General features: G+C 74.3%; 25 protein-coding genes and 1 tRNA gene. 13 read left to right on the forward strand and 13 right to left on the reverse strand.

Translation table 11 applies throughout. The features are described 5' to 3' along the window. The first annotated feature begins 1 nt into the window (after position 1). From ACVUH9_RS08135 to ACVUH9_RS08155, 5 genes are all read left to right on the forward strand, one after another. Positions 2–655, forward strand: a complete 654-nt coding sequence (locus ACVUH9_RS08135; protein WP_475755731.1) for a response regulator transcription factor — start codon at positions 2–4, stop codon at positions 653–655. Next, positions 652–1,773 carry an ATP-binding protein gene (locus ACVUH9_RS08140; protein ID WP_475755733.1) on the forward strand — a complete coding sequence of 374 codons (1,122 nt, stop codon included), beginning with the start codon at positions 652–654 and terminating at the stop codon, positions 1,771–1,773. Before ACVUH9_RS08135 ends, ACVUH9_RS08140 begins: the two co-directional genes overlap by 4 nt. A gap of 220 nt (positions 1,774–1,993) precedes the next feature. Then, entirely contained in the window at positions 1,994–3,157 is a 1,164-nt protein-coding gene (locus ACVUH9_RS08145; protein ID WP_475755735.1) for an AAA family ATPase, read from the forward strand. A gap of 8 nt (positions 3,158–3,165) precedes the next feature. Beyond that, positions 3,166–4,077, forward strand: a complete 912-nt coding sequence (locus ACVUH9_RS08150) for a DUF58 domain-containing protein (RefSeq protein ID WP_475755737.1) — start codon at positions 3,166–3,168, stop codon at positions 4,075–4,077. Between the two features lie 52 nt (positions 4,078–4,129). Next, a complete protein-coding gene (locus ACVUH9_RS08155; protein ID WP_475755739.1) occupies positions 4,130–5,086 on the forward strand; it encodes a VWA domain-containing protein in 957 nt (318 codons plus the stop codon). 1 nt (position 5,087) lies between these two features. Here ACVUH9_RS08155 and ACVUH9_RS08160 read toward each other — a convergent pair whose 3' ends face one another. The 6 genes from ACVUH9_RS08160 to ACVUH9_RS08185 all read right to left on the reverse strand — a co-directional run bounded on the left by ACVUH9_RS08160 (position 5,088) and on the right by ACVUH9_RS08185 (position 11,003). Then, positions 5,088–5,828, reverse strand: coding sequence for an ABC transporter ATP-binding protein (locus ACVUH9_RS08160; RefSeq protein ID WP_475755740.1), 741 nt, complete (start codon positions 5,826–5,828; stop codon positions 5,088–5,090). Then, a complete protein-coding gene (locus tag ACVUH9_RS08165; RefSeq protein WP_475755742.1) occupies positions 5,801–6,670 on the reverse strand; it encodes an ABC transporter permease in 870 nt (289 codons plus the stop codon). The genes ACVUH9_RS08160 and ACVUH9_RS08165 overlap by 28 nt, the downstream gene beginning before the upstream one ends. A gap of 13 nt (positions 6,671–6,683) precedes the next feature. After that, positions 6,684–7,613, reverse strand: a complete 930-nt coding sequence (locus tag ACVUH9_RS08170) for an ABC transporter substrate-binding protein (RefSeq protein WP_475755744.1) — start codon at positions 7,611–7,613, stop codon at positions 6,684–6,686. Positions 7,614–7,879: 266 nt separating this feature from the next. Next, positions 7,880–8,926: an ABC transporter substrate-binding protein gene (locus tag ACVUH9_RS08175; RefSeq protein WP_475755746.1), complete on the reverse strand. Its 1,047-nt coding sequence runs from the start codon at positions 8,924–8,926 to the stop codon at positions 7,880–7,882. Further along, the gene (locus ACVUH9_RS08180; RefSeq protein ID WP_475755748.1) at positions 8,923–10,086 is read right to left on the reverse strand and encodes an LLM class flavin-dependent oxidoreductase; all 1,164 of its coding nucleotides are present in this window, start codon (positions 10,084–10,086) and stop codon (positions 8,923–8,925) included. Before ACVUH9_RS08180 ends, ACVUH9_RS08175 begins: the two co-directional genes overlap by 4 nt. A gap of 5 nt (positions 10,087–10,091) precedes the next feature. Further along, positions 10,092–11,003: an ABC transporter substrate-binding protein gene (locus ACVUH9_RS08185; RefSeq protein WP_475755750.1), complete on the reverse strand. Its 912-nt coding sequence runs from the start codon at positions 11,001–11,003 to the stop codon at positions 10,092–10,094. A gap of 200 nt (positions 11,004–11,203) precedes the next feature. On the opposite strand from ACVUH9_RS08185, the gene ACVUH9_RS08190 reads away from it, so the two are divergent. Beyond that, complete coding sequence (locus ACVUH9_RS08190; RefSeq protein ID WP_475755752.1) at positions 11,204–11,698, forward strand: MarR family winged helix-turn-helix transcriptional regulator; 495 nt, start codon at positions 11,204–11,206, stop codon at positions 11,696–11,698. A 348-nt stretch (positions 11,699–12,046) separates the two neighbouring features. On the opposite strand, the gene ACVUH9_RS08195 is transcribed toward ACVUH9_RS08190, so the two are convergent. Together ACVUH9_RS08195 and ACVUH9_RS08200 are read right to left on the reverse strand one after the other, a co-directional pair. Next, positions 12,047–12,682, reverse strand: coding sequence for an RNA polymerase sigma factor (locus tag ACVUH9_RS08195; RefSeq protein WP_475755754.1), 636 nt, complete (start codon positions 12,680–12,682; stop codon positions 12,047–12,049). 121 nt (positions 12,683–12,803) lie between these two features. Beyond that, positions 12,804–13,316, reverse strand: a complete 513-nt coding sequence (locus ACVUH9_RS08200; RefSeq protein ID WP_475755756.1) for a nitroreductase/quinone reductase family protein — start codon at positions 13,314–13,316, stop codon at positions 12,804–12,806. Between the two features lie 86 nt (positions 13,317–13,402). Between ACVUH9_RS08200 and ACVUH9_RS08205 the strand changes: the two genes are divergently transcribed. Beyond that, positions 13,403–13,475, forward strand: a tRNA-Ala gene (locus ACVUH9_RS08205). 129 nt (positions 13,476–13,604) lie between these two features. Here ACVUH9_RS08205 and ACVUH9_RS08210 read toward each other — a convergent pair. Next, positions 13,605–14,477, reverse strand: coding sequence for a class I SAM-dependent methyltransferase (locus ACVUH9_RS08210; RefSeq protein WP_475755758.1), 873 nt, complete (start codon positions 14,475–14,477; stop codon positions 13,605–13,607). A 273-nt stretch (positions 14,478–14,750) separates the two neighbouring features. Between ACVUH9_RS08210 and ACVUH9_RS08215 the strand changes: the two genes are divergently transcribed. The 3 genes from ACVUH9_RS08215 to ACVUH9_RS08225 all read left to right on the forward strand — a co-directional run bounded on the left by ACVUH9_RS08215 (position 14,751) and on the right by ACVUH9_RS08225 (position 17,901). Then, positions 14,751–15,374 carry a TetR/AcrR family transcriptional regulator gene (locus ACVUH9_RS08215; protein ID WP_475755760.1) on the forward strand — a complete coding sequence of 208 codons (624 nt, stop codon included), beginning with the start codon at positions 14,751–14,753 and terminating at the stop codon, positions 15,372–15,374. A 224-nt stretch (positions 15,375–15,598) separates the two neighbouring features. Then, positions 15,599–16,993: a cytochrome P450 gene (locus ACVUH9_RS08220; protein ID WP_475755762.1), complete on the forward strand. Its 1,395-nt coding sequence runs from the start codon at positions 15,599–15,601 to the stop codon at positions 16,991–16,993. Continuing rightward, positions 16,990–17,901, forward strand: coding sequence for an alpha/beta fold hydrolase (locus ACVUH9_RS08225; RefSeq protein ID WP_475755763.1), 912 nt, complete (start codon positions 16,990–16,992; stop codon positions 17,899–17,901). The genes ACVUH9_RS08220 and ACVUH9_RS08225 overlap by 4 nt, the downstream gene beginning before the upstream one ends. A gap of 5 nt (positions 17,902–17,906) precedes the next feature. Here the strand turns inward: ACVUH9_RS08225 and ACVUH9_RS08230 are convergent, their stop codons facing one another. From ACVUH9_RS08230 to ACVUH9_RS08240, 3 genes are all read right to left on the reverse strand, one after another. Beyond that, on the reverse strand, positions 17,907–18,581 hold the full coding sequence (locus ACVUH9_RS08230; RefSeq protein WP_475756110.1) for an alpha-ketoglutarate-dependent dioxygenase AlkB family protein: 675 nt from the start codon (positions 18,579–18,581) through the stop codon (positions 17,907–17,909). A gap of 35 nt (positions 18,582–18,616) precedes the next feature. Then, positions 18,617–19,249, reverse strand: a complete 633-nt coding sequence (locus ACVUH9_RS08235; RefSeq protein ID WP_475755766.1) for a methylated-DNA--[protein]-cysteine S-methyltransferase — start codon at positions 19,247–19,249, stop codon at positions 18,617–18,619. Positions 19,250–19,311: 62 nt separating this feature from the next. Next, positions 19,312–19,830 (reverse strand): RNA polymerase sigma factor, encoded by a 519-nt coding sequence (locus ACVUH9_RS08240; protein WP_475755768.1) that lies wholly within the window; start codon positions 19,828–19,830, stop codon positions 19,312–19,314. A 241-nt stretch (positions 19,831–20,071) separates the two neighbouring features. Between ACVUH9_RS08240 and ACVUH9_RS08245 the strand changes: the two genes are divergently transcribed. Further along, the gene (locus ACVUH9_RS08245) at positions 20,072–21,877 is read left to right on the forward strand and encodes an arylsulfotransferase family protein (protein ID WP_475755769.1); all 1,806 of its coding nucleotides are present in this window, start codon (positions 20,072–20,074) and stop codon (positions 21,875–21,877) included. Positions 21,878–21,961: 84 nt separating this feature from the next. On the opposite strand, the gene ACVUH9_RS08250 is transcribed toward ACVUH9_RS08245, so the two are convergent. Next, positions 21,962–22,834: a LysR family transcriptional regulator gene (locus ACVUH9_RS08250; RefSeq protein ID WP_475755771.1), complete on the reverse strand. Its 873-nt coding sequence runs from the start codon at positions 22,832–22,834 to the stop codon at positions 21,962–21,964. A 70-nt stretch (positions 22,835–22,904) separates the two neighbouring features. Here ACVUH9_RS08250 and ACVUH9_RS08255 point away from each other — a divergent pair, with 70 nt between their 5' ends. Together ACVUH9_RS08255 and glsA are read left to right on the forward strand one after the other, a co-directional pair. Next, complete coding sequence (locus ACVUH9_RS08255; RefSeq protein WP_475755773.1) at positions 22,905–23,630, forward strand: SDR family NAD(P)-dependent oxidoreductase; 726 nt, start codon at positions 22,905–22,907, stop codon at positions 23,628–23,630. Between the two features lie 57 nt (positions 23,631–23,687). Beyond that, entirely contained in the window at positions 23,688–25,478 is a 1,791-nt protein-coding gene (gene glsA, locus ACVUH9_RS08260) for a glutaminase A (RefSeq protein WP_475755775.1), read from the forward strand. Positions 25,479–25,488 lie beyond the last annotated feature (10 nt).

Here is a 25,488-nt window from a genome sequence, read left to right on the forward strand (position 1 = left end):
CGTGCGGGTCCTGGTCGTGGAGGACCACGAACGGGTCGCCGACGCGATCGCGCGTGGGCTCCGCCGCGACGGGATGGCCGTCGACCTCGCCGGGGACGGGACGACCGCCCTCTACAAGGCCCGGGTCTACCCCTACGACGTGGTCGTGCTCGACCGCGACCTGCCCGAGACGCACGGCGACGACGTCTGCCGGGCCCTCAACGCCGAGCAGCCGAACACCAAGATCCTGATGCTGACCGCGGCCGGGTCGCTCGACGACCTGGTCGAGGGTCTCGCCCTGGGCGCCGACGACTACCTCGCCAAGCCGTTCCGGTTCGCCGAGCTGGCGGCGCGGGTGACCGCGCTCGGCCGCCGCAGCGAGCGCGTCCGCCCGAGCGTGCTCCGTCGCGAGGACGTCGAGCTCGACCCGGCCCGCCACGTCGCCTCCCGCGGGGAGGTCCCGCTCGAGCTGTCGCCGAAGGAGTTCGGGGTGCTCCACGAGCTGCTCGTCGCCGACGGCGGGGTCGTGACCGCCGAGCAGCTGCTCGAACGGGTCTGGGACGAGAACGCGGATCCGTTCACCAACAGCGTCCGGATGGTGCTCGTCACGCTCCGGCGCAAGCTCGGGGATCCGCCGCTGATCGAGACCGTCCGCGGCGCGGGCTACCGGATGTGACCGACGGCGCCGACTCCCCCACACCGTCGGGCTCGCGCCGCCTCGGGTTCTCGCGGCTCCCGCTCCGGGCGCGGCTGACGGCGGTCTACACCGCGCTCTTCGCGGGCGCCTCGCTGGTCGTGCTGGGGATCGCCTACTGGCTGCTCGACCACCACCTCCATCGGACGCTGCCGGGCAACCTCGCCGACCCGCTGCTCTCGCGGATCGCGGTCCAGCTGGCGCTCGCGCTGGCGGGCACGACCCTGATCGCGATCACGATCGGCTGGTTCGCCGCCCGCCGGGTGCTGCGGCCGATCGGCGCGGTCACCGCCGCCGCCCGCCGCGTCTCCGACGAGCGCCTCGACGAGCGTCTCGCGCTCGACGGCCCCCAGGACGAGGTCCGCGAGCTGGCCGACACCTTCGACGCGATGCTCGAACGGCTCTCCCACAGCATCGACGCGCAACGACGGTTCGTCGCCAACGCCAGCCACGAGCTGCGGACCCCGCTGACCGCGATCCGGACCGAGGTCGACGTCACGCTCGGCGACCCGGCGGCCAGCGCCGACGAGCTCCGCCGGATGGGCGAGCAGGTCCTGGCCGGCACCGACGAGCTCGACGAGCTGCTGGAGGCGCTGCTGGTGCTCGCCCGCAGCCAGCGCGGACTCGACCGCCGGACGACGGTCGACCTCGCGGAGACGGCCCGCCGGGCGGTCGCCGCCGTCCCGGCCCCGATCACCGGCGTCGAGCTGCGCGTCCGCGCCGATCGGGCCGAGGCCTGGGGCGACGAGCCGCTGCTGCGGCGGCTGGTCGCGAACCTGCTGGACAACGCGCTGCGCTACAACCGGCCCGCCGGCCGGGTCCTGCTGGAGACCGGCTCGGGCGTCCGCGACGGCCGCCCCTACGCGACGCTGCGGGTCACCAACGACGGGCCGCTCGTGCCCCCGGCCGACCTCGACCGGATCGGCGAGCCGTTCGAGCGGCTGGCCCGCCACGGTACAGGCAGCGGTTCCGGCCTCGGCCTGTCGATCGTGCGCTCGGTGGTCGAGGCGCACGGCGGCCGGACGCGGATCAGCGCCCCCGAGGCCGGCGGCCTCGACGTCACGGTCGAGCTGCCCGGCCCGACGCTTATCCCCGCGTGACGCGCCGCGTACTAGTGTCGTGAGCCGGAAGTTCGGTGGTGGATTGCCGGATGCACGGTCGTGTCCTGACGGTGACCGGATCCCTTTCCCGTACTGGTGGTACGGGGACGGGATGCGGGTGCCGTCAGGTGCGATCGGGCGCCGGCAAGGCACGACGAACTTCCGACTCAGGACACCAGCTTCTTCCTGACCGTTCGCCCCGCTCCGCCGGAGACCGCCCATGACCCCGACGCCCGACGACCCGCCGTTCGATCCCCTGCCCGCGACCGGTAGCCCGTCCGCCGTGCCGCCGCCCGTCGCCGCTCCCGAGCCGCCGACCGTCGTCGCGCCCGGTACGGCAACGCCGCGCGGGTCGGAGCCGTCGGACGCGATCCAGCTGGCCTCGCGCGATCTCGAGGCCGTCCTGCATGAGGTCAAGCGGATCGTGATCGGGCAGGACGCGATGCTCGAGCGCGTGCTCGTCGCGCTGCTGACCGGCGGCCACGTGCTGCTGGAGGGAGTTCCCGGCCTGGCCAAGACGTTGACGGTCAAGACCCTCGCGACGGTCCTCGGCGGCAGCTTCCGGCGCGTCCAGTTCACCCCCGACCTGGTCCCGGCCGACCTCGTCGGCACGCGGATCTGGCGTCCGGACACCGGGACCTTCGAGACCCAGCTCGGCCCGGTCTTCGGCAACCTGCTGCTGGCGGACGAGATCAACCGTGCCCCGGCGAAGGTCCAGTCGGCGCTGCTCGAGGTCATGCAGGAGCGGCAGGTGACGCTCGGCGGCGACAGCTTCCGGATGCCCGACCCGTTCCTCGTCCTGGCGACCCAGAACCCGATCGAGTCGGAGGGCACGTACCCGCTGCCCGAGGCCCAGATCGACCGCTTCCTGCTGAAGGTCATCGTCGACTACCCGAGCATGGCCGACGAGGCGGCGGTCGTCCACCAGGCCGTCGAGGGCAGCCCCGACGTCCGTCAGATCCTGACCCCCGAGCGGCTGCTGGAGCACCGGGCGACGGTCCAGACCGCCCACGCCGACACCCGGGTCGTCCAGTTCGCCGTGCAGCTGGCCGACGCGACCCGTCATCCGGAGCGCTACGGGCTGCCCGAGCTGGCCTCGGCGATCGAGGTCGGCGCCAGCCCGCGCGGACCGATCGGCCTGATCCAGGTCGGCCAGGCCCTCGCGGTCCTGCGCGGGCGCGACTACGTGACGATCCGCGACGTCCGCGACCTCGCTGCCGACGTCCTGCGTCACCGGCTGGTGCTCTCCTACGAAGCCCACGCCGACGGTCTGACCGCGGACGACGTGCTGCGCTCCGTGCTGCACGCCGTCGGGTCGACGCACGGCGGCTCGCTTCGCTCCGACGAGCCGACCGACGCCATCGGCGCGGCGGCCGCGGCCTGAGGACGAGCGTGTCGGGCACCCTGATCGATCCCCCCGGACGGCAGGGGCCGGGGCGGGTGGACGGCCCCGGCGTCGCCTCGCTGGAGCTGACGCTGGCGCGTCGCAGCAGCGGCCTGCTGCCGGGCGACCACCTGGCCCCCGGGCTCGGTGGCGGGACCGAGCTGAGCCAGCTGCGCCCGTACGTCGAGGGCGACGACGTCCGTCACCTCGACCCGGCGGCGACCGCCCGCACCGGCGAGCCACACGTCCGGCTGCACGTCCCCGAGCGCACGCTGACGACCTGGATCGTCTTCGACGTCTCGGCGTCGATGGCGTTCGGGACCGCCGACCGGCTGAAGTCGGACGTCGCCGAGGGCGTCGTCCGGGTCTTCTCGCGGATCGGGATCCGCCGCGCCGGCCGGGTCGCGCTGCTGCGCTGGGGCACGCCGACGTCGCACGGAGTGCTGCTGCCGCCCGCCGGGGGCCGCCCCGCGCTCGGCGCGATCGAGCGGGTCCTGAGCGAGGGCGTCGCGGCCGACGGCACGCCCGACCCCGAGCAGCTGGCCGACGCGCTGCGGCGCCTCCACCGCGTCGCCCGCCGGCCCGGGATGGTGGTGATCGTCTCCGACCTGCGCGACGGTTCCGCCTGGGAGCGGCCGCTGGCGATGCTCGGCCGGCGGCACCGGCTGGTCGTCACCGAGATCTTCGATCCGCGCGAGCGCGCGCTGCCCGACGCCGGGCTGGTGGCGATGGTCGACCCCGAGACCGGGGACGAGATCGAGGTCGACACCTCCTCCCCGCGCCTGCGCGCGGCCTTCACCGAGGCCGAGGCGCAGCGCAGCGCGGCGATCGACGACGCCCTGCGCCGGGTTCGCGCGCGGCACGTGGCGCTGTCGACCGAGGGCGACTGGCTGCGCGACCTCGGACGGGGCCTGCGATGAGCCTCGCCGTCCGCGCCGGCCGATCGTCGCGCGAGCGGTCGGGAGCGTCGCGATGAGCTTCGCGACCCCGCTCTTGCTGCTCCTGCTGCTGCTCCTCCCGCTCGGGGCGCTGGCCGTGCACGCCGGCCGCCGCCGCAATCGCCGGTACGCGATCCGGATGCCGGCCGTGGCGACGCTGCGGACGATCGCCGTCGGGCAGCCCCAATACCGGCGCTGGCTGCCGGCGGCGCTGCTCGGCGCCGCGCTCGCCCTGATGGCGTTCGCCGTCGCCCGGCCGGAGGTCACCGTCTCGGTGCCGACCGATCGTTCCTCGGTGGTGCTCGTGACCGACGCCTCGGGCTCGATGCAGGCGACCGACGTCCAGCCGACCCGGATCGACGCGGCCCGCAGCGCCGCACTGGAGCTGCTCGGCCGGGTCCCGCCGCAGACCCGCGTCGGCCTGGTCGGGTACTCGACGTCACCCCACACGATCCAGCAGCCGACGACCGATCGCCAGGTCGTCCGCGATGCCCTGAACGGGCTCCAGGCCGACGGCGCGACCGCGACCGGCGACGCGCTGCGGGTCGCGCTGCAGGCGCTCAAGGAGGAGCGCGCCTCCAGCACGGCGCTTCCCGGTGCCCGCCCCTCGGGGGCGATCCTGCTGCTCTCGGACGGCGCGACGAGCGACGGCGAGGACCCGCTCGCCGTGGCCCAGCAGGCCAAGCGCGACGGCATCCCGATCTACACCGTGTCGCTGGGGACCGACGCCGGGACGGTCGTGATCAACGGCCAGCAGCTCTCGGTCCCGCCCGATCCGAAGACGATGGCCGAGATCGCCCGGATCTCGGGCGGCCAGACCTTCGCCGTCGACGACGCCGGCGAGCTCGATCAGGTCTACAAGCAGGTCGGGACGCGGGTCGCGACCGAGTCCAAGCAGCGCGAGATCGGCGCCGCCTTCGCCGGGGGCGCGCTGATCGTGCTGCTGGTCGGGGTCGGGCTCGGACTGCGCTGGCGGAGCCGGCTCGCCTGAGTCAGACGCCCAGCTCCCCCAGCAGCCGCTGCCGCAACGCGACGACGCCCGGATCGCTCCGCCGGCGGCCGGCGTCGAGCGTGATCCGCTCGTCGTAGGCGATCCGGCCGTCGCGCAGGACCAGCAGCCGGTCGGCGAGCGCGATCGCCTCGTCGACGTCGTGGGTGACGATCAGCGCGGCCGGCGCGTGCCGCTCGCAGAGCTGCCGCAGCAGCACGTGCATCCGGATCCGGGTCAGGGCGTCGAGCGCCCCGAACGGCTCGTCGAGCAGCAGCAGCCGCGGGCTGCGGATGAACGCCCGCGCCAGCGCGACCCGCTGCGACTCGCCGCCCGAGAGCGTCGCCGGCCAGGCGTCGGCGCGGCCGGCGATCCCGACCTCCTCCAGCGCTGTGAGCGCGTCGGCCCGGGTTCGCCCCGACAGCCCGATCAGGACATTGCGCCAGACCTTCTTCCACGGCAGCAGCCGGTGGTCCTGGAAGACGACCGCGCGCTCGGCCGGCACGAGCACCCGTCCGTCCGCCTCCGGGTCGAGCCCGGCCAGCGCCCGCAGCAGCGTGCTCTTGCCCGAGCCGCTGGCGCCGAGCAGGGCGACGACCTCGCCGTCGGCGATCGTCAGGTCGACGTGCTCGACGACGGTCCGCCCCGCGAAGCGGCGCCCGTAGCCCTCGATCACCACCGCCGGCTCGGCCGCGACCGCCGCCAGGCTCGCCGGATCTACAGGGACTCGAAGCCGCGTCGCCATGACAGGGCCCACCTTTCGAGCAGTCGGACGATCAGGTCGGAGGCCACGCCGAGCAGGCTGTAGACCAGCAGCCCGACGAGGATCACGTCGGTCTGGAGCAGGTTCTGGGCGTTGGTCATCAGGAAGCCGATCCCCGACGAGGCGTTGATCTGCTCGCTCGCGACCAGCACGATCCAGGCGATCCCGAGCGAGAACCGCAGCCCGACCAGCCACGAGGGCAGCGCGCTGGGCAGGATCACGTCGCGGATCAGCCCGATCCGGCCGAGCCCGAAGACCCGTCCGGCCTCGACCAGCCGCGGGTCGACGTCGCGGATCCCGGCGTAGAGGTTGAGGTAGATCGGGAAGGTCACGCTCGACGCGACCAGCAGCACCTTCGGCGTCTCGTCGACCCCGAACCAGAGGATGAAGAGCGGCACCAGCGCCAGCGCCGGCATCGTGCGGAACATGTGCATCAGCGGGTCGACCAGCCGCTCGCCGACCCGGAACAGCCCCGAGAGCAGCGCCAGCGCCGTCCCGGCCGAGACGCCGATCAGCAGTCCGAGCGCGACCCGCCGCAGCGAGACGAGCAGGGCCTCGGGCAGCTCGCCGCTGGCGATCAGGTCCCAGGCGGTGCCGAGGACCACGGTCGGCGGCGCGAGGGTGGTCTCCGAGACGTCGCCCCAGACGGTCGCCAGCTGCCAGGCCGCGAGCAGCAGCAGCGGCCCGACCAGCCGGATCCAGCGCGACCGCCAGACCGCCGCCCAGGCCCGCCGGGCCGCGCCGTGCGACGGCCCGACCCCGGGGCCGACGACGACCTCCAGCGGGCGATTGCCGCCGTTCCCCGTGATGCTGACGGTCGCCATCGGGTGCTGCCGCTCAGCGGGTCGCGGCCGGCAGGGTCCGGACGTCGACGACGCTCTTGGCGATGTCGGGGCGGGTCGGGATCACGCCGGTCTCCTGGAAGAAGTCGGCGACGCCCTGGAAGCGCTCGACGTCGGCCTTGCCGATCGGCTCGACCAGCGGCTGGGTCTCGTAGGACGCGGTCTGGAGCGCGGCGACCTCGGGATCGAGCTTGGCCGTGCGGTTGCCGAGCGCGGTCGCCGCGGCGGGGTCCTTGCGGACCTTCTCGCTCTCGGCGCGGGCGGCGTCGAAGACCGTCCGGACCAGCGCCGGGTGCTTCTCGAGGAAGCCGTTGGCGACCACCAGGATCACGTCGTTCTGCGACTTCAGCTGGCCGCCGGTCGCGATGAAGCGGGCGCCGTACTTGGAGCGGGCAGTCCCGGAGAAGTTGCCCCAGGTCGCCCAGGCGTCGAGCTTGCCGGTGGCGAAGGCCGGGGCGGCCTGCGGCGGCGGCAGGTACTGGAGCTTGACCTTGTCGATCGAGACGCCGTTCTCGTCGAGCGCCTTGCGCAGCAGGTACTCGCCGGTCCCGCCCTTGTTGATCGCGACCGTGTGGCCGGCGAGCTCCTTGACCGTCCGGATCTTGCTGTCCTTCGGCACCAGGATCCCCTCGTCGACCTGGTTGGCGGACTGGAAGCCGAAGACCTTGAAGCCGGGCTTGCCGACGAGGCCGCCGATCCCCGAGGTGATGCTGCCGACGCCGATGTCGAGGGCTTCGGCGTTGAGGGCCTGGGCGACCGGGGCGAAGGCGCCGAGCGGAGCGGAGAAGGTGACCTTCGACCCGGTCGCCTCGACCGCCTTCTGGATCGAGCCGTCGGCCTTGCCCAGCGCCAGCGGGTCGAAGTAGCCGGTCAGGGCGATCCGGACGGTGGCCGTGTCCTTGGCGGCGTTGGTCGTGGCGGCCACCGCGGTGCTGGTGTCCTTGTCGTCCGACCCGCCGCAGGCGCTGAGGCCGAGGGCGAGGGCGGCGGTGGCCAGGAGGCTGAGAACCTGTTTCAGGATCAGTGGCTGTCTGGGGTGGTCGTTGACCGAGCCGGCCGGTGACCGGGACCCGAGAGCCAGACTGGTTGTCTGACTGAGGGTCCGGGTGCCGGTCCGGCGATGCGTCAACGGCCGTCCCAGGCGGCCGATCAGCCTGAAGCAGGTTCCAAGCGGGAGTCGCAGGCGACGGGTCATCGGTCGGTCCTTCGTGCGCCGCGGCTGGCGGCGAGGGGTTCGGGGGCGATCCAGGCCTCGACGTCGACGTCACCGTCGAGGAAGCCGTGGGTCAGGAGGAAGTCCTTCTGGTCGATCAGCGCGGCGACGCGATCGGGCGAGAGGTCGATGTCGAGGTGCCGGTGGAGCTCGCGGTAGGCGCTGGTGACGCCGCGGGCGCCGGTCTCGGCGGTGACGATCTCCGCGACCCGCTCGGGCCGGGTGCTCGCCCAGTCGGCCGTGCGGGTGAGGACCCCGAGGAAGCGGGCGACGAGATCGCCGTGCTCGTGCAGCAGACGCTCGTCGACGGTGATCGGGCGCGGGGTCCCGTTGTTGATCCGGACGGCCGGGTCCGGGTGGGCGCCGAGGTCGATCACCTCGACGCCGCCGAGCCGACGGGCGGCGTCGAGACCCGGCGCGCCCTTGACGTAGATCGCCTCGACCGTCCCCGCCCGCAGCGCCTCGATCTCGGTCGCGTAGTGGTCGATCGTCCCGTCCGCGCGCCGGACCGAGGCGGTCGGCCCGGGCACGTCGACGTAGCGCACGTCGTCGGGGTGGAGGCCCGCGACGGCCAGCGCCGCGTGGTGGCCGCGCAGCGCCATCGCCCGCCAGAAGTCGATCGAGCCGCCGCGGTCGGGCAGCGCCAGCCGCTGACCGGCGAGCCCGATCGGGCTGCTGATCGAGCTACCGGGAGCGGCCAGGATCGCCTGGTACTCGTCGACCCAGGTGAGCCCGATCAGCCGCGTGGCCGTCCCCCGCGACCGCGCCCAGAGCGCCGGGACGTTGCCGCCCTCGCGGATCAGGGTCGGCAGGTCGTGGGTGAAGTGGCTCTCCCGCAGGCCCGCGCCGCGCTCGTCCTGGAGCGAGGCGATCCCGATCCCGTCGGCGGCGAACTCCTCGCCCAGCCAGCCCTGGTCGTAGGCGATGCTGGTCGCGGTCGGCACCGGGCAGCGGGTGAACCACAGCTCGGTGGGGCCGCCGGGCGTCGCGGCGGCGACCGTGGCCGCGTGGTCGGTGGCGCTCACGCGATCGCCGCCGGGGTCGGCGCGGAGGCGGGGCTGGCGTCGGGGACCGTGTCCGAGAGGTTCGGCTGGGTGCGGCGGTCGACGACCGGTGCCGGCGGCCGCGCGTTCATCGCCGGGAGGATGGTCTCGGCCACGTGGTAGGCCTCCTCGAGCAGCGGGTAGCCCGAGACGATGAAGGTGTCGATCCCGAGCGCCTCGTACTCCTGCAGCCGCTCGACGATGTGCTCGTGGCTGCCGACCAGGGCGGTCCCCGGTCCCGGCCGCAAGAGGCTCATGCCCGGCCACAGGTTGGGCGAGATCTCGAGGTCGCGGGCGCGGTCGGGCAGCCGGCCCTGGTGGTGCTCGTACTGGCGCTGCTGGCCGACCGAATCGGCCCCGCGCGAGATCGCGTCCATCCGGTCGAGGGTCTTCTTGCTCGTGGAGGTGAGCAGGTGGTCGGCCTCGCGCCAGGCCTCGGCGTCGGTATCGCGGGCGATCAGGTGGACCCGCAGGCCGAACTTGATCTCGCGCCCGCGGGCCTCCGCGAGCGAGCGCAGCCGGGCGATCTTCTCCGCCAGCTGGGCCGGCGGCTCGCCCCACGAGAGGTAGCGGTCGATGTGGCTGGCGGCCATCTGGAGGCCGGCCTCCGACGAGCCCCCGAACCAGAGCGGTGGGTGCGGCTGCTGGATCGGGCGGAAGCCGAGGCCCGATCCGGCTCCCTCGACGCGGATGTGCTCGCCGTGGAAGTCGAACGTCTCCCCCTGGAGCAGCCGCTTGACGACCGTCCAGTACTCGGCGCTGAGCGCGTAGCGGTCGTCGTGCTCGACGAACAGGCCCTGCTGGCGGAAGCTCCGCGTGTCGCCGTTGACGACGTTGAAGAGCAGCCGTCCGCCGTGCAGGTCGTCGAAGCTGAAGGCCATCTTGGCCAGCAGCGTCGGCGAGATCAGGCCCGGGTGGACGGCGAGCAGGAACCGCATCCGCTCGGTGAACGGCGCCAGCGCGCTGCCCAGGACCCAGACGTCGTGGAGGCCGGTCGCGAGCAGCGCGCCGGTGTAGCCGAGCCGGTCGACCGCCGAGGCGATCTGCTTGAGGTGCTCGAAGTCGGTCGCGCGGGTGCCCTCGGGCTCCCACGGGAAGCGCCCGTCGGGCGCGACGATGTACCAGAGGAACTCGGACGACATCAGCGTTACCGGCTGCGGGTGGCGATCGGGGGCAGCGCGGCGACCCGTTCGCCGATCGCGGGGACGACCGCGTCGGCGACCACGATCGGGCGGGCCAGCTGGCCGTTGCGGTGGAGCAGATCGGCCGAGGCCTGCTGCTCCGCGACGTACTCGTCGGTCAGCGGGTGCAGCCCCCAGGGGCGCCGGACCAGCGCGGCCTCGAGCGAGTCGACGGCATCGACGGAGTGGTCGCCGTCGAGCTCGCGGGCGAGCAGCGCGGCGGCCGCGCGTGGGTTGGCCGCGATCCAGTCGTCGGTCTCCTGGAGCGCGGCGACGATCGCGTCGAACGCCTCCGGCCGCTCGCGGGCGAAGTCGCGGCGGGCGAACCAGACCGAGCGGTTGGAGATCAGCTCGTCGGTGTCGACCAGCTGGCGGACCTCGACCGTCCGCTGAACCTCGGCCAGGTGCGGGTCGCCGCCGATCCAGGCGTCGAGCTCGCCGCTCCGGAACGCCTCGGCGCCGGGGCGGCCGTTGCCGGAGACGGCCTCGACGTCCTGCCAGGTCAGACCGACGCGGTCGAGCGCGAAGGCGAGCAGGGTGCTCTGGTACGAGCCGATCCCGAGGCCGATCCGCTTCCCGCGGAGGTCGGCCAGCGAGCGGATCGGCGAATCCTCGCGGACGACCAGCGCGCCGTGCTCGGGGCGCGGCTCGCTGATCGCGGCGTAGACGACGTCGGCCCCGTCGGCGAGCGCGGCCAGCGGCGGCGTCGAGCCGGTCCCGGTGAAGTCGATCTCGTCCTCCCGCAGGGCGCGGCCGGTGTCGGTCCCGGAGACGGAGACCCAGCGGACGTCCGGGAGGGTCGCCTCGAGGGTGCCGCGCCGTGACAGCATGAAGAGCGAGGTGTTGTAGGGGTGGATCCCGATGCGCGTGGTCGTCATGCGTGTCGCTCCGTGGGGTTCGGCGGAAGGAGATGGAGAGGTCGTCCCGGTCGTCTTGCCCGCTCGGCAGCGCCCCGCGGCGCTGCTAAGTTGTAATTCCGATCCGGTTTCCGGGTTTATAGCAGAACACTTGAGTCATGTCGACTATTGAGGTCTCTCAATGATCTTCTGACCCCGACCACGAGATAGGCTCGGGGTCCGTGTCCCAGCCCTCGACGCCCGCGACCCCGGCCCCGCCGCTGACCCCGGAGAGCCGGTTCACCAGCCCCGGCTTCCTGCTCCACAAGGTCGGGCGGGTGGCGGGCCGCTGGATCACCGACGCCCTCGCGCCGGTCGCGCTCACGCCGCGCTCAGCCCACGCGCTGCTGGTCCTCCGCACCCGCGGGCCGATCAGCCAGCAGGTCCTGGGCGAGGAGCTGGAGATGGACCCGAGCACGCTCGTCCTGCTGCTCAACGCACTGGAGGACGACGGCCTGGTGACGCGGAGGCGCGACCCCGCCGACCGTCGCCGTCACATCGTCGAGATCACCGGCGACGGCCTCGAGCGCCGGGCCACCGCCGACGCCGCGGTGACGGCGATCGAGGAGCGACTGTTCGAGGGCCTCGATCCGGCCGAGCGCGAGCAGCTGCGCACCCTGCTGTTGCGGGTCGACGAGCAGACCGGACCGAGCTGGGAGCCCGACCCGCCGACCTGAGCCGACCGGATCCGGTCAGCGCCCACCAGAGCCCAGGCGCGGGGACCGGCCGGCGGCCGCCGCGATCCGGTCAGCGGAACCGGTGACGGCAGGACGACCGCGATGCCCGCGGTGGGCCGTTGCCCCGCGGGGACGCCGCGGGCGGAGCGCAGGCCGAGCGGTCGCGCTCGTCGTCCGGCCGAAGCCCTGGGCCCTGCGTCGCCCCGGCCCCCTGGTCCGGCCGCCCGGACGGCCCCCGCACGGCCCAACCCCCGACCCCCAGGTCCGCCGACCCGCAGCCGCGGCGCGTGACCTGCCCGAACCCCGGTCGCGCCGTGCCTCCGCCGTGGTCGGCGCCGGACATCCGACTCAGAAGATCGAGGAGCGGAGCCGGACGGGCGGCGCGTCCGCCACCGGCGTGGCCCGGGCGGCGCGCGACGAGCGGCGGCCCGGTCGGACGCGGGTGACGATCGGCTCGTCGTCGAGCCGTGAGCGGAGCAGTTCGATCGGTGGGGCGGGTACGAGGTCGGGCGCCGGGTTCAGGTCCCAGGCGGGGCGGGCGAGGGCGCGCCGGCCGCGACGGGCACGGGCGCGGAAGGCGCCGCGGGAGCAGGCCAGCGCGGCGGCCGCACGGCTCGGCTCGAGCCGTTCCCAGGAGACGAGCAGGAGCGCCTCGCGGTCGTTCGGCCGGAGCGCGGACAGCGCCCGGAAGCCGCGGCGCTCATCGTCCGTCGCCCCGCGATCGACGAAGCCGACCCCCGGCACGGTGCTGGCGACGAGCCGGGCCGTCGTGTAGAGCCACGGCAGCGCGTCCCCGGGGACGTCGTCGAGCCGACGCCAGGCGAGCACGAAGGTCTCGACCAGCACCTCCCGCGCGTGCGCGTCGCCGACCCGCCGGAGCGCGTAGCCGTGGACCGCGGCGGCGTGATCCTCGTACAGCCCCTCGAGCCGCGCACGCCGAGCGAGGTCGTGGAACGGGGCCACGGGCTCGCTCGGCGGGGACACGGGGCTCATACGACGTATATGTCCGGGACGACCGAGAACTAACCGACCGAACAGGATCTTTATATTTTCCCGCGTGATGCAGGCGTTTTCCGAGGGCCCCGGGGAGCCGTCGCGCGCCTGATCAGACCGCGGTCAGGCGGACGATCGGGATCCGCCGCCCGACGGCAGCCGTGCGGCGCCGGTAGTCGGCGTAGGGCGGATAGATCCGGTCGGCGAGGTCCCAGAGCCGCGCGACCTCGGCCGGGTCGGTGACCTCCTCGGCGCGCATCGGCCGCCCGTGCCCGGCGGTGCCGAGGCGGACCTCGGGCTGCGCTTTGAGGTTGTGGAACCAGGCCGGATGGCGGTCGCGCCCGAAGCTGGAGGCGATCACGACCACGTCGTCGCCGTCGTGGAAGTAGAGGACCGGATTCTCCCGCTGCTGGCCGCTGCGGGCGCCGGTGGTGGTGATCAGCGCCGACGGCAGCATCAGCGCCATCCCGACCCGACCGCCGCTCTTGCGCAGCAGCCACGGGTCGACGCGGGACGCCACGTTGATCGCCAGCCACCGCCCCGGCGGGGTGCGCAGCACCGCCGCGTACCCGCGAGCGGTCCGCGACAGCGTCCGCCGCGGGTCGACGTACGGCAGCTCGCTCATCGCCGCACCCTAGCGCCGCGATTGCGTTTCCGGGCATTCTCGTCCGGGGCTGCGGAACCACCCCAACCGCGGTAGCCTTGAGGTACGGGGCCTTAGCTCAGCTGGGAGAGCGCCTGCTTTGCAAGCAGGAGGTCAGGGGTTCGATCCCCCTAGGCTCCACCTGATGCGATCCCCGTCACCGACGGGGATCGCGCCGTTTCAGGGGCCACCACACGCCGCGAGTCCGAGCCGCGTGGCGCGCGGAGCGGTAGCGGTCGAGCCGCTCGGCCAGGGCGCTCGCGCCGCCGCCTACGGCACGTACGAGATGGTCGTGCCCAGCAGCTTGCGCAGCGGCGTCGTGCGGGCCAGCCAGTGGCCGCTGCGGCCGGGCAGCGCGTCGAGCAGGCGCTCGACGGCGATCAGCGGGCCGGAGGGGACCGCCCACGCCCGGCCGCGGGCGACGATCAGGACGCGGACACGGGCGAAGCCGGCCTCCCGCAGCAGCGCCGCGACGTCCCCCGTCCCGTACTCCTTCAGGTGGAAGCCGCGCGGCACGTCGTCGTAGAGCTGCGAGATGTCGTGGGGGCCGGTCAGGCGCGACGGCGTGACGCAGACGTAGGCGCCGCCGCTGCGCAACGCCCGGGCGATGTCGCGCGCCTGGGTCGCCGCGTCCTCAGGGTGGAGGTGCTCCAGCAGCTGGTCGCTGAAGGCCAGGTCGACGCTTCCCGGCTCGGCCGGGATCGTGCAACCGTCGATCAGTCGCAGCTCGACGTTGGCCGGGCGGTCCTCGCCGCCCGTGACCGTCGACGAGACATCCACGGCGATCACCTTCGCGGCCCGCTCGGCCAGCCGGCGGGAGAGCGCGCAGTCGCCGGCGCCGATCTCCATCACGGTCGCAGCCGGTCCCGTGAAGCGCTCCAGGATCTGCGCCTGGCGCGCCACCTCCCGCATCCGCTGGGAGGGGTCGACCTTGGCGGTCAGCTGCGGATGGTCGGGCACCCGCGCGTAGAGCTCCTCGTAGACCTCGGCGTAGAGCCTCGTCCGCTCGTCTGCCCCGGCCTCGCGCAGGCGATCGGCCAACTCGCGCTCCACCAGGTAGTGGGCCCGCAGCCGCTCATCCGAGCGCTGGTCGAGCGGGGCGGGCGGGGCGGGATCCGGGGAGGCTGCGAGCCGTTCCGTCATGGGCTCACCGTACGGCGGCCCCCGCCCCGCGCAAGGGGAGAGCGCCCGTCGGGACGGGGGAGATATCTGCCCGGGAGGCCCGCCCGCCGGACACCTCGTCCTGGTGCGGTGCTGCTCGTCGCCCGTGCTCCGACGCCAGGCGCGACGCGCGGCGCTCCGGGCAGGTTCCTCTGCGCGTCGCGGGGATCCCAGCTCGCGCGCGTGACGCGCCGCCTGCGACCCCCGGGAACCTGCCGACCCCCGGGACCCCGCGCGATCTGGCAGCCTGCCCCCGTGGCCGTGACCCCCGAGCAACCGTCGGAGCAGTACCTCGAGCACCACCGGCGACTCCTCGACGGGATGGCCGACGCGGTCCGCGCGCACGGGCTGCGGGGGTCGACCGTCGCCGAGGTGGTGAAGGCGGCGCGGGTCTCGCGCCGGACCTTCTACCAGCACTTCGACGACCTGATCGACTGCTACCTGGAGCTGATGAACCGGCTCGGCGACGAGATCCTCGCCGAGGCCCGCGAGGCGGCGACGACTGGCGGCACGGTCGAGGAGCGGATCGACCGCGCCGTCGGCGGCTACCTGGCCAAGCTCGAGGAGGATCCCGCGCTCAGCCGCAGCTACTGGCAGGAGTACCACCTGACCGGCGAGCGCGGCCAGGGCACCGCCGTCGCCCGCGGCCAGATGACGGCCGAGCTGATCCACAGCCTCGCGACCGAGCTGCGGCGGGCCGACCCCGCGCTCGGCCCGATCCCGTTCGAGGTCTCGGTGATGGTCTCGGGCAGCCTCCGCGAGCTGACCCTGCACCAGTTCGAGCACGGCCGCCGACCGAGCGAGAGCCGCGCGATCGTCGTCTGGATGATGCGGCTGGTCGCGATGGCGGACGCCCCGCGGGACCTCGCCGGCGACTGAGCCTGGATCCACCGCTAGTCGGTTGAGCGTCGGTGTGGAGGACCCGACGCAGCACCCCCGCTCCGGCACCACGTCCGGCGGGGCGTCGCCGTCGACCTCCGGGGTCGCCGGTTACTACCGCTGGTATCGAACGGTACGCTGGTGTACCCTTCGGTTCGACGGTGTGTTCGCAGCCGCTGCGTCCGGCCGTTCGTCCGACGACGTCACCACAGGGAGAAGCCCGGATGACCAGCGCTGATGGATTCCGTATGCCGCCCGGCCCGAAGGCCCCCGCGGTGGTTCAGGGGCTGATGCTCCTGGCCTCGTGGTCGCGCACGCTGCAGCGGGCTCACCGCCGCCACGGCGATGCCGTCACCCTCCGGCTGCTCGGGATCGGCACTGCGGTGGTGATCTCCGACCCCGACCTGATCAAGCAGACGTTCACCGCCAAGCCGCACGTCCTCCACGCCGGCGAGCGCAACCCGCTGCGGGCCGTGCTCGGCGAGGGCTCGGTCTTCGCGATGGACGAGGGCCGCCACCTCCGCGAGCGCAAGCTGCTGCTGCCGCCGCTCCACGGCGAGCGGATGCAGAGCTACGAGCAGATCTTCGAGGAGGAGACCCTGCGGGAGATCGCCAGCTGGCCCGAGGGCGAGTCGTTCCGGACGCTCGAGCCGATGAACCGGATCACGCTCAACGCGATCATCCGCGCCGTCTTCGGGGCCGGTGGGGCCGAGTTCGACCACCTCCGCAAGCTGTTCCCGCCGTTCGTCGAGCTCGGCTCGCGGCTCTCCTCGCTGACCTTCCTCCAGCGCGACCTCGGCCGCTGGAGCCCCTGGGGCCGGTTCCTCGCCTACCGCCGGGAGTACGACGCCCACGTCGGTGCGCTGATCACCGCCGCCCGCCGCGATCCCGCGCTGTCCGAGCGCTCGGACATCCTCGCGCTGCTGGTCCAGGCGAGCTACGAGGACGGCACGTCGATGACCGACAGCGACATCGCCGACGAGCTGCTGACCCTGCTGGCCGCCGGCCACGAGACCACCGCCGGCACGCTCGCGTGGGCGGTCGAGCGGCTGCGCCGCCACCCGCAGGCCCTGCGCCGGCTGGGCGAGGAGATCGCCACGGGCGGCCGCGACTACCGCGACGCGACGATCCGCGAGATCCAGCGGACCCGGCCCGTGATCGGCGCGACGATGCGGACGGTCGTCGAGCCGTTCGAGCTCGGCCCCTGGCTGCTGCCCCCGGACACCGCGATCATCATCGACGGCCTCGCCGTCCACGCCGACGACCGCTTCTTCCCGCGCGCCGCGAGCTTCGAGCCCGAGCGCTTCGTCGGCCGCCGCCCCGAGACCTACTCGTGGGTGCCGTTCGGCGGTGGGGTCCGGCGCTGCGTCGGGGCCTCGTTCGCCCACGTCGAGATGGACGTCGTCCTGCGCACGCTGGTCGACCGGCTCGACTTCGTCCCCACCAACGACCGCGACGAGGCGTGGAACTTCCGCGGCGTCGCGTTCGCCCCCGCCCGCGGCGGCCTGGCCGTGATGCGCCGGCGGCCGCGGCCGCTCAGCGAGGACCGCGCGGCGGCACCGGAGGTCGAGGCCGCCGCCTGTCCCGTCACCCACGCCACGGCCGGAGCAGCAGCATGAGCCCGAACGAGCAGCTGGTCGACGTCGGCGGCGGGATCAGCCTCTGCTACGAGACGTTCGGCAATCCGAGCGACCCGCCGCTGCTGCTGATCGCCGGCCTCGGCCAGCAGCTGCTCGCCTGGCCGACCGAGCTCTGCCGTGGCCTCGCCGAGCGCGGCGCGTTCGTGATCCGGTTCGACAACCGCGACGTCGGGCGCTCGACCACGATCGCCACGTCGCCCCCGGCCTCGTCCAGCTTCGTCACCCACCGCTGGCGTCCCGAGCAGTACACGCTGGCCGACATGACCCGGGACACGGCCGGGCTGCTGCGGGCGCTCGAGCTGCCCGCGGCCCACGTCGTCGGGATGTCGATGGGCGGGATGATCGGCCAGACCCTGGCCGCCCGGAACCCGGAGATGGTCCTCAGCCTGACGTCGATCATGTCGACGACGGGTGCCCGCAAGATCGGCCGTCCGGCGCTCTCGACCTGGGGCCTGATGGCCCGCCGTCCGCCGCGCGGGCGGGCCGCCGCGATCGAGGCGAACGTGCGGATCTACCGCCACATCGCGTCGAGCGGCTTCCCGTTCGACGAGGCTGGGACCCGCGCCCGGGCCGAGCAGGCGTGGGAGCGCGGCCACTCGGCCGCCGGGGTCTCGCGTCAGCTGGCGGCGATCTTCAAGTCGCGCGATCGGACCCGCGAGCTGGCCGCGGTCAGCGCGCCGACGCTGGTGATCCACGGCGACCGCGACCAGATGGTCCACCCCAGCGGCGGCGCCGCGACGGCGGCCGCGATCCGGGGCGCCCGGCTCGAGACGATCAAGGGCCTCGGCCACGATCTGCCGGCCGGGGCGTGGCCGCAGCTGATCGACCTGTTCTCGGGGCAGGTCCAGTCGGGGCAGCCGGCCGCGGAGCGCACCACCGCCGGCTGAGGCCCTCACTCGAGTCCGGTCACCCGCAGCGTCAGGTTCAGCCGCCCGGCGGTCAGACCGGTCGCCGGCGGCACGGTCCCGGAGCGGATCCGTCGCGGGACGCCGTGGTAGGCGAACCGCGACGGACCGCCGAAGACGAAGAGGTCGCCGGAGCGCAGCTCGACGTCGGTGTACGGGGCGCCGCGGTCGTGGCTGTTGCCGAGCCGGAAGAGGCAGCTCTCGCCGATGCTCAGCGAGACGACCGGTGCGGAGCTCCGCTCGTCCTTGTCCTGGTGCAGGCCCATCTTGGCGTCGGCGTCGTAGAAGTTGATCAGCGCCGCGTCGGGCGCGTAGCCGTCGCCGGCGGCCGGGTCGCCGTAGGCGTCGACCAGCGCCCGTCGGCCGAGGTCGGCCAGCCAGTCGGGGAACGGTGCCACCGGCAGCCCGCCGAGGTCCTCCGCGGTCCGCGTGTAGCGGTACGGCTGCCAGTGCCAGCCGAGGCAGACGGTCTGGACCGACATCGTGCCGCCGCCGGGCAGCCGGGTGTGGCGCATCGGCGCCGGCCCCCGCGCCCAGCCGCGGCAGGCCACGACCAGCTCCCGCTGCTGCTCGATCGTCAGCCAGTCGGGGACATGGACCGCGCCCGGGGCGACCTCGACGGCCGGCCGCGGGACGAGCGACTCCGGGCTCCCCTCCGGCAGCGCGAGCTGGCGCTGGTCGGTCGCCCGGGCCACGGTCAGACCGCCTGCTCGAGCTCGAGCAGCTGGGTCTTGGCCGCCACCCCGCCGCGGTACTGCCCGAGCGCCCCGTCGGTGCGGAGCACGCGGTGGCAGGGGACGAGGATCGGCAGCGGGTTGGTCGCCAGCGCGGTGCCGGCGGCACGGACCGCGTTCGGGCTTCCGGCCAGGGTCGCGACCTCCCGGTAGGAGGAGGTGGTGCCGTAGGGGATCCGCGCGGTCGCCCGCAGGACCTCGCGCCGGAACGCCTTGCTCAGCGTCCAGTCGAGCGGGACCTCGAACGCCTCGCGGCGGCCGTCGAAGTACTCGTCGAGCTCGCGGCGGGCCTCGCTCAGGACCGGGCTGCTGCCGCGCAGGATCCGGGTCGAGATCTGCTCGGCGAGCCGGTCGACGACCGCGTCGGCGTCCTCGATCGGGAGCGCGACGTAGACCACCCCGGTCGCGGTCGCGCTGAGGCGGATCGGGCCGAGCGGGGTCTCGTGGTCCTCGAAGCTGACGTCGACGAGCCCGTCCTCCGCCGCGCGAGCCGCGAACCGTCCGCGGATCGCCGCCCACGCGTCGTCGGCCGGCGGGACGGCCGACCGCAGCAGCCGCTCGAGGCGGGCGTCGTCGTGGCTGTCGTCGGTGGGCATGGTGGTAGGACGGTCCGCTTCGGTCGGTTCGTGAGGTCGGGGGCGGTGGGCGGCTCGGCGGCTCACCGGTCCAGATCCTGACGGAGTCGCTTGAGCCCCTCGAAGACGTTGCGGCGCGCGGCCGCCTCGGAGATCCCCATCGCCGTGGCGACGTCGGCGTGGGCGAGGTCGGCGAGATAGCGGAGGCCGACCGCCTCGCGCTGCTTCGGGGGCAGCTCGGCCACCCGGCTCCAGATCGAGCCGGTCGGCTCGGGGTCGCGCCAGACGGCGGCGTGCTCCTCCAGCGTCTCGCTGGGGACCGGCGCCCGTGCCCGGCTGCGAGCGGTGTCGACGACCTTGCGGTGCGCGATCGCGAACAGCCAGCCGCCGACCGCCTCCGGATCGCGCAGCTCGTCGTAGTGGCGGAGCGCGGCGAGCAGCGTCTCCTGGAACGACTCCTCCCCGCGATCGGGGCCCAGCCGCGCGACGCAGAACCGCAGCAGCGCCGGCCCGTGCCGCTCGACGACCGTCTCGAACGGCGGCAGCGGCACGCGACGACGACGGCGCGGGGTGCGGTCGGTATCCGGGTCGGCGTCGGTCACCGTCCGTAGACCTTGGCGGACGGGGCGGTCGGCGGGACGGACCGGCTCTGCGGGCTCGGGATCAGGCACGTCCCGGTGGGACGCGCGAGCACCGGAGAACGTGAGATCCGGCCTCGGCCCGTTCCAGCGGCGACGTGCGATCGTCGGCGGCGGCACCCTCGCCGGAGCCAACCGGTCGTCCGGTCGACCCCCGTCCGCGAACCGCGACATGGCCCACCGTCCGGGGACTAGCGTGGGTCGCATGTTGGCCCTCCGCCGCGAGCCGTCCTCCGAGCGTCCAGCGGAGCACCACCGACGGCGGGCGGTCCGCGCGCTCGTCGTCCCCGTCGTCGCGGCCGGCCTCGGCCTCGGGGCCTCCGCGTCGGGGGCATCGGCGGCGGCCACCGTCTCCCCCCAACCCGGCTCGTCGGTCGCCTCGCCCCAGACCCAGCTGAGCTTCCGGGGCGTGACCGCCCGCCAGCTCTCGCGGGTCGAGGTCCGCGGCTCGCGCAGCGGCAGCCACCGCGGCGTGGTCCGTGCGCATCCCGACGGCGGCGGCGCGAGCTTCGTGCCGAAGCGTCCGTTCGTCGCCGACGAGCTGGTCAGCGTCCGCACCGGGCTCAAGCTCCGCGGCGCCTCCCGCGGGCGCTACCGGCTCAAGATCGCGCGACGCTCCCCGCTGCCGCGGGCCGCCGACACCAAGCGGGGTTCGCGCGAGCCGATCCGCGCCTTCCGCAGCCGCCCCGACCTGCGACCGCCGAGCATCGCGATCCGGACCCCGCCGACCGGTGCCGCCCCCGGCAAGATCTTCCTGGCCCCGAAGCTCGGCCGGGGCCAGGGCGGCCCGATGATCCTCGACGGGCACGGCCGGTTGCTCTACTTCGAACCGATGCCCGGCAGCACCACGTCGGGCGACTTCCGGGTCCAGAGCTACCGCGGCAAGCCGGTCCTGACGACCTGGGAGGGCGCCAGCTCGGCCGGCCAGGGCCACGGCGAGGGCGTGATCCGCAACCAGCGCTACGAGGTCATCGAACGGGTCCGCGGTGGCAACGGCTACTCGCTCGACCTCCACGAGTTCCTGCTGACCGACCGTGGCACCGTGCTGACCACGATCTACCAGCCAGTCCGCCGCGACCTCTCCTCGATCGGCGGTGCCCGCAAGGGGGTCGCCGTCGACTCGATCGTCCAGGAGATCGACGTCGCGACCGGCCTGGTGATCTTCGAGTGGCACTCGCTCGACCACGTCGGGCTCCGCGAGAGCGTCCGTGACCGCCCCGCCAAGGGCTTCAGCTACTACGACTACTTCCACGTCAACTCGGTCACCGAGGACGGTGCCGGGGCGCTGGTGATCTCGGCCCGCCAGACCTCGGCGGTCTACAGGATCGACCGCGCCTCGGGCGGGATCGACTGGCGCCTGGGCGGGACCCACAGCGACTTCCGACTCGGGCCGGGCGCCGCCTTCCGGCTCCAGCACGACGCGCGGCTCCAGCCCGACGGCACGCTCCGGATCTTCGACAACTCGTCGGAGGCCGCCGGCAAGCGGACCCGCGTGCTCACGCTCGCGCTCGACCCTCGGGCGAAGACCGCCACGGTCGTGCGCGACGTCCGTGCCCCGGACAAGATGTTCAGCGCGACCCAGGGCGACGCCCAGCTGCTGTCGGACGGCGCGCTCTTCGTCGGCTGGGGCTCGCAGGGACGGATCTCCGAGATCGGCCCCGGCGGTGAGCTGCGGTTCGACGCCCGGCTGCCCGCCGGCTACGACTCGTACCGGGCCTACCGGATGCCGTGGAACGGGCGCTCCGCCTCCCCGCCGCGGGTCGCTGCCGCCACCCGCACCGGCGGGGCCGACGTCTGGGTGAGCTGGAACGGGGCCACCGACGTCGCCTGGTGGGAGGTCCTCGCCGGACCCGCGACGGGGTCGCTCAGCTCGGTCGCCAGCAACCCGTGGCAGGGCTTCGAGACCCGGATCCAGATCGGCGGCAGCCCCAAGCGGGTGGCGGTCCGGGCCCACGCCGCCGACGGCTCCGTGCTCGGCCGCTCGAAGACGGTGACCGTCGGGAGCGGATGACCCCCGGCGCCTTGCTGACCGGCCGTCGGGCGGCGGCCCGGTCGGGCCGCCATCGCGGCCCCGCCCGGCGGAGAGCGCCCGGGTTCAGGCCTCGGCGACGACCGCCGCGACGAACCGGTCCAGCACCGGCGTCCGCTGGCGGTAGGCCACGACCGTGGTGACCGCCGCGGCGTCCTCCTCGAGCGCCAGGTAGCGGACGTCGTCGCGCCGGAGGGCAGCGACCGAGGCGGGCACGACCGAGACCCCGAGGCCGCCCGCGACGAGGCTCACGATCGTCGCCATCTGGACCGCCTCCTGGCGGACCTCCGGCGTGAATCCGGCCTCCGCGCAGAGCCCGACCGTCAGGTCGTGCATCCCGGGCCCCTCGCCCCGCGGGTAGAGCACGAACGGCTCGCCGGCCAGCGCGGCGAGCGGGATCCGTCGCTCGGCGGCCAAGCGATGGTCGGCGCCGACGACGGCGACCAGCGGCTCGCGGCCGATCGGCTCGACGACCAGGTCGGGGGCGACGGGCGGCTGCATCCCCAGACCGACGTCGAGCTGGCCCTCGCGCAGCTCCCGCAGCTGGGCCGCGGTCGTCCGCTCGTGCAGCGTCAGGCGCACGTCCGGAGCCTGCTCGCGGTAGCGCCGCAGCACCCGCGGCAGCAGCGAGAACGACGCGCTGCCGACGAAGCCGATCCGCAACGTTCCGTGGCGTCCGGCGGCGGCGTCGCGGGCGACGGTCGCGGCCCGGTCGGCGCTGGCCAGCAGCGCGCGGGCCTCGGGCAGCAGCGCGGTACCGGCCGCGGTCAGGCTGATCCCCCGGCGGCTGCGATCGAACAGCACGACCCCGAGCTCCCGCTCGAGCCGTTGCAGCTGACGGCTCAGCGGCGGCTGGGTCATGTGCAGGCGCTCGGCCGCACGCCGGACGTGCAGCTCCTCGGCGACGACGACGAACGAGCGCAGGCGACCGAGATCCACCGTCAATTGGGTATCACAGACGACCGTAGAGGTGTTGATCGGGCATCACCGGGCTGTGACGCTCTCGGGCATGAACGCTTCCTCTCCCCGCACCGTCGTCGTGACCGGCGGCGGCACCGGCCTCGGTCGGGCGACCGCCGCCGCCTGCGCCGCCGCGGGCGACGACGTCCTGATCGTCGGCCGCCGCGGCGCGATCCTGGAGGCCGCCGCCGCGGAGCTCGGCGTCCGCACCCACGTCGCCGACCTGACCGACCCGGCCCAGGTCGCGGGGCTCGCGGCCGCCGTCGGGGGACCGCTCGACCTGCTGGTCAACAACGCCGGGGCGACCGCCGCCGGGCCCGGCGCCGACCTCGAGGCCGAGGCCGAGCGCTGGCGCCGGTGCTTCGACGTCAACGTGCTCACCGCCGTGCTGACCACGGCCGCGCTCGCGCCGCTGCTGCGCCGCCCGGGCGGCCGGGTCGTGACGGTCTCGTCGATCGCCGCGGCGGACGGCGGCGGGGAGGCCTACGGGGCCGCGAAGGCCGCGCTGATCAGCTGGAACCGGGCGCTGGCCGCCCGGCTCGGTCCGGAGGGGATCACCGCCAACGTGATCGCCCCCGGCTACGTGCCCGGGACCGAGTTCTTCGGCGACGGGCTGCCCGCCGATCGGCACCAGGCGCTCGTCGACCGCACGCTGCTCGGCCGCGCCGGGCACCCGGACGAGATCGCCGCCGCGATCGTCGCGTTCGCCGGTCCGGCGGGCGCCTGGACGACCGGGCAGACGCTGCACGTCAACGGCGGCGCCCACCTGAGCTAGGCGACGGAGCTCGGCGACGGATGGCGTCCGCGCCGCGCGCGAGGATGCCCGGAGCCGATGAGCTCCCTCGTCACCGACCTGTTGACCACGGTTCACGCCGCCTGCGTCGAGGACCGCTCGGGCGCGGTGCTCGATCCGGTCCCGGAGCTGGGGATGATCGACCCGGAGTCGTTCGGGATCTGCGTCGCGACCGCCGACGGCCACTGCTACGAGGTCGGCGACAGCCGCGCCCTGTTCCCGATCCAGTCGATCTCGAAGACCTTCACCTTCGGGCTCGCACTGGCCGATCGCGGGGTCGCGGCCGTCGCGGAGAAGATCGACGTCGAGCCGTCCGGCGACGCCTTCAACGAGATCAGCCTCGACCCGACGACCGGGAGGCCGCGCAACCCGATGATCAACGCCGGGGCGATCACCGCCGCCTCGCTGGTCGCCGGGACGACGCCCGAGGCGCAGTTCGACCGCGTCCAGCGGGCGTTCTCGCGCTTCGCCCACCGCGACCTGGCCGTGAGCGAGGAGGTCTTCGCCGCCGAGCTCGCCGTCGGGCACCGCAACCGCGCGATCGGGCACATGCTGCGCGAGTTCGGGGTCCTCGAGCAGGACCCGACCGGCGCGCTCGACGTCTACCTGCGGCAGTGCTCGCTGCTGGTCGACTGCCGCGACCTCGCCCGGATGGCCGCGACCCTGGCCAACGGCGGGGTCGAGCCGCACAGCGGCGAGCGGCTGCTCGACGTCGACCACGTCGACCGCGTGCTCAGCGTGATGACCACCTGCGGGATGTACGACGGCGCCGGGGCGTGGGTCGCCGACGTCGGCCTGCCCGCCAAGAGCGGCGTCGGCGGGGGGATCATCGCCGTGCTCCCGGGGCAGATCGGGATCGCGGTCTTCTCGCCCCGACTCGACGCCCACGGCAACAGCGTCCGTGGGGTCGCGGCCTGCCGCCAGCTGTCGCGCGACCTCGGGCTGCACTTCCTGCACGTCAGCCGCGCGACCCGCTCCGCCGTCCGCAGCAGCTACAACGTCGCGACCGCCCCGTCGCTGCGCGAGCGCCCGCCGGCCGAGGCCCGCGTCCTGCGCGAGCACGGTCACCGCGCCCGCGTCTACGAGCTCCAGGGCGACCTGCTCTTCGCCGGCGCCGAGTCGGTCGTCCGTCGGGCGGAGGCGGCCGGTCCGCACCTCGACCTGCTGGTGCTCGACGTCCGTCGCGTCGACGAGGTCAGCGGCGTCGCCTGGCAGATGCTCGTCGACCTGCGCAAGCGGCTGCGGGAGGGCGGCTGCGAGGTGGTCGTCGTCGACCCCGACCACCGGATCGTCACGGCCGCCAGCGCCGATCCGCAGGCCCCGGTGCTCGGCCACCTCGAGGCGGCGATCGCCTGGTGCGAGGAGCAGCTGCTGGCCCGCTACGGGCCCGGCGAGCGTCGGATCGAGGCGATGAACCACCCACTGCTCGCGGGCTTCGACAGCGCCGAGCTGCTGCCGCTGCTGGTCACCCGGCGGGCGACCGACGGCGAGCGGATCGTCGCCGCCGGCGATCCGCCCCAGGGACTGTTCCTCGTCCTCGACGGCCGCGTGGTCGCCGCCGCCCCGGGCGACCCCTCGATGCGGATCGGGATGTCGCCCGGCACCAGCTTCGGCCAGTCGCCGTTGGTGACCGGCCGCGAGCACCGGTTCGACGCCCACGCGGTCGGCGACGCCGAGCTGCTGGTGCTGACCCCGGAGACCTTCGCGCAGCTCGAGACCACCGCTCCGGCGCTCCGTGAGGCGCTGATCGAGGCGCTGCTGCGCGCCGCCTACGAGGCCGCGGACCGGTCGCTCGCGACGATCGCCGGCCGCTCGGCGGGGCGCGGCTGACGCTGCGGCC

It is taken from the genome of Patulibacter ginsengiterrae (assembly GCF_056269115.1).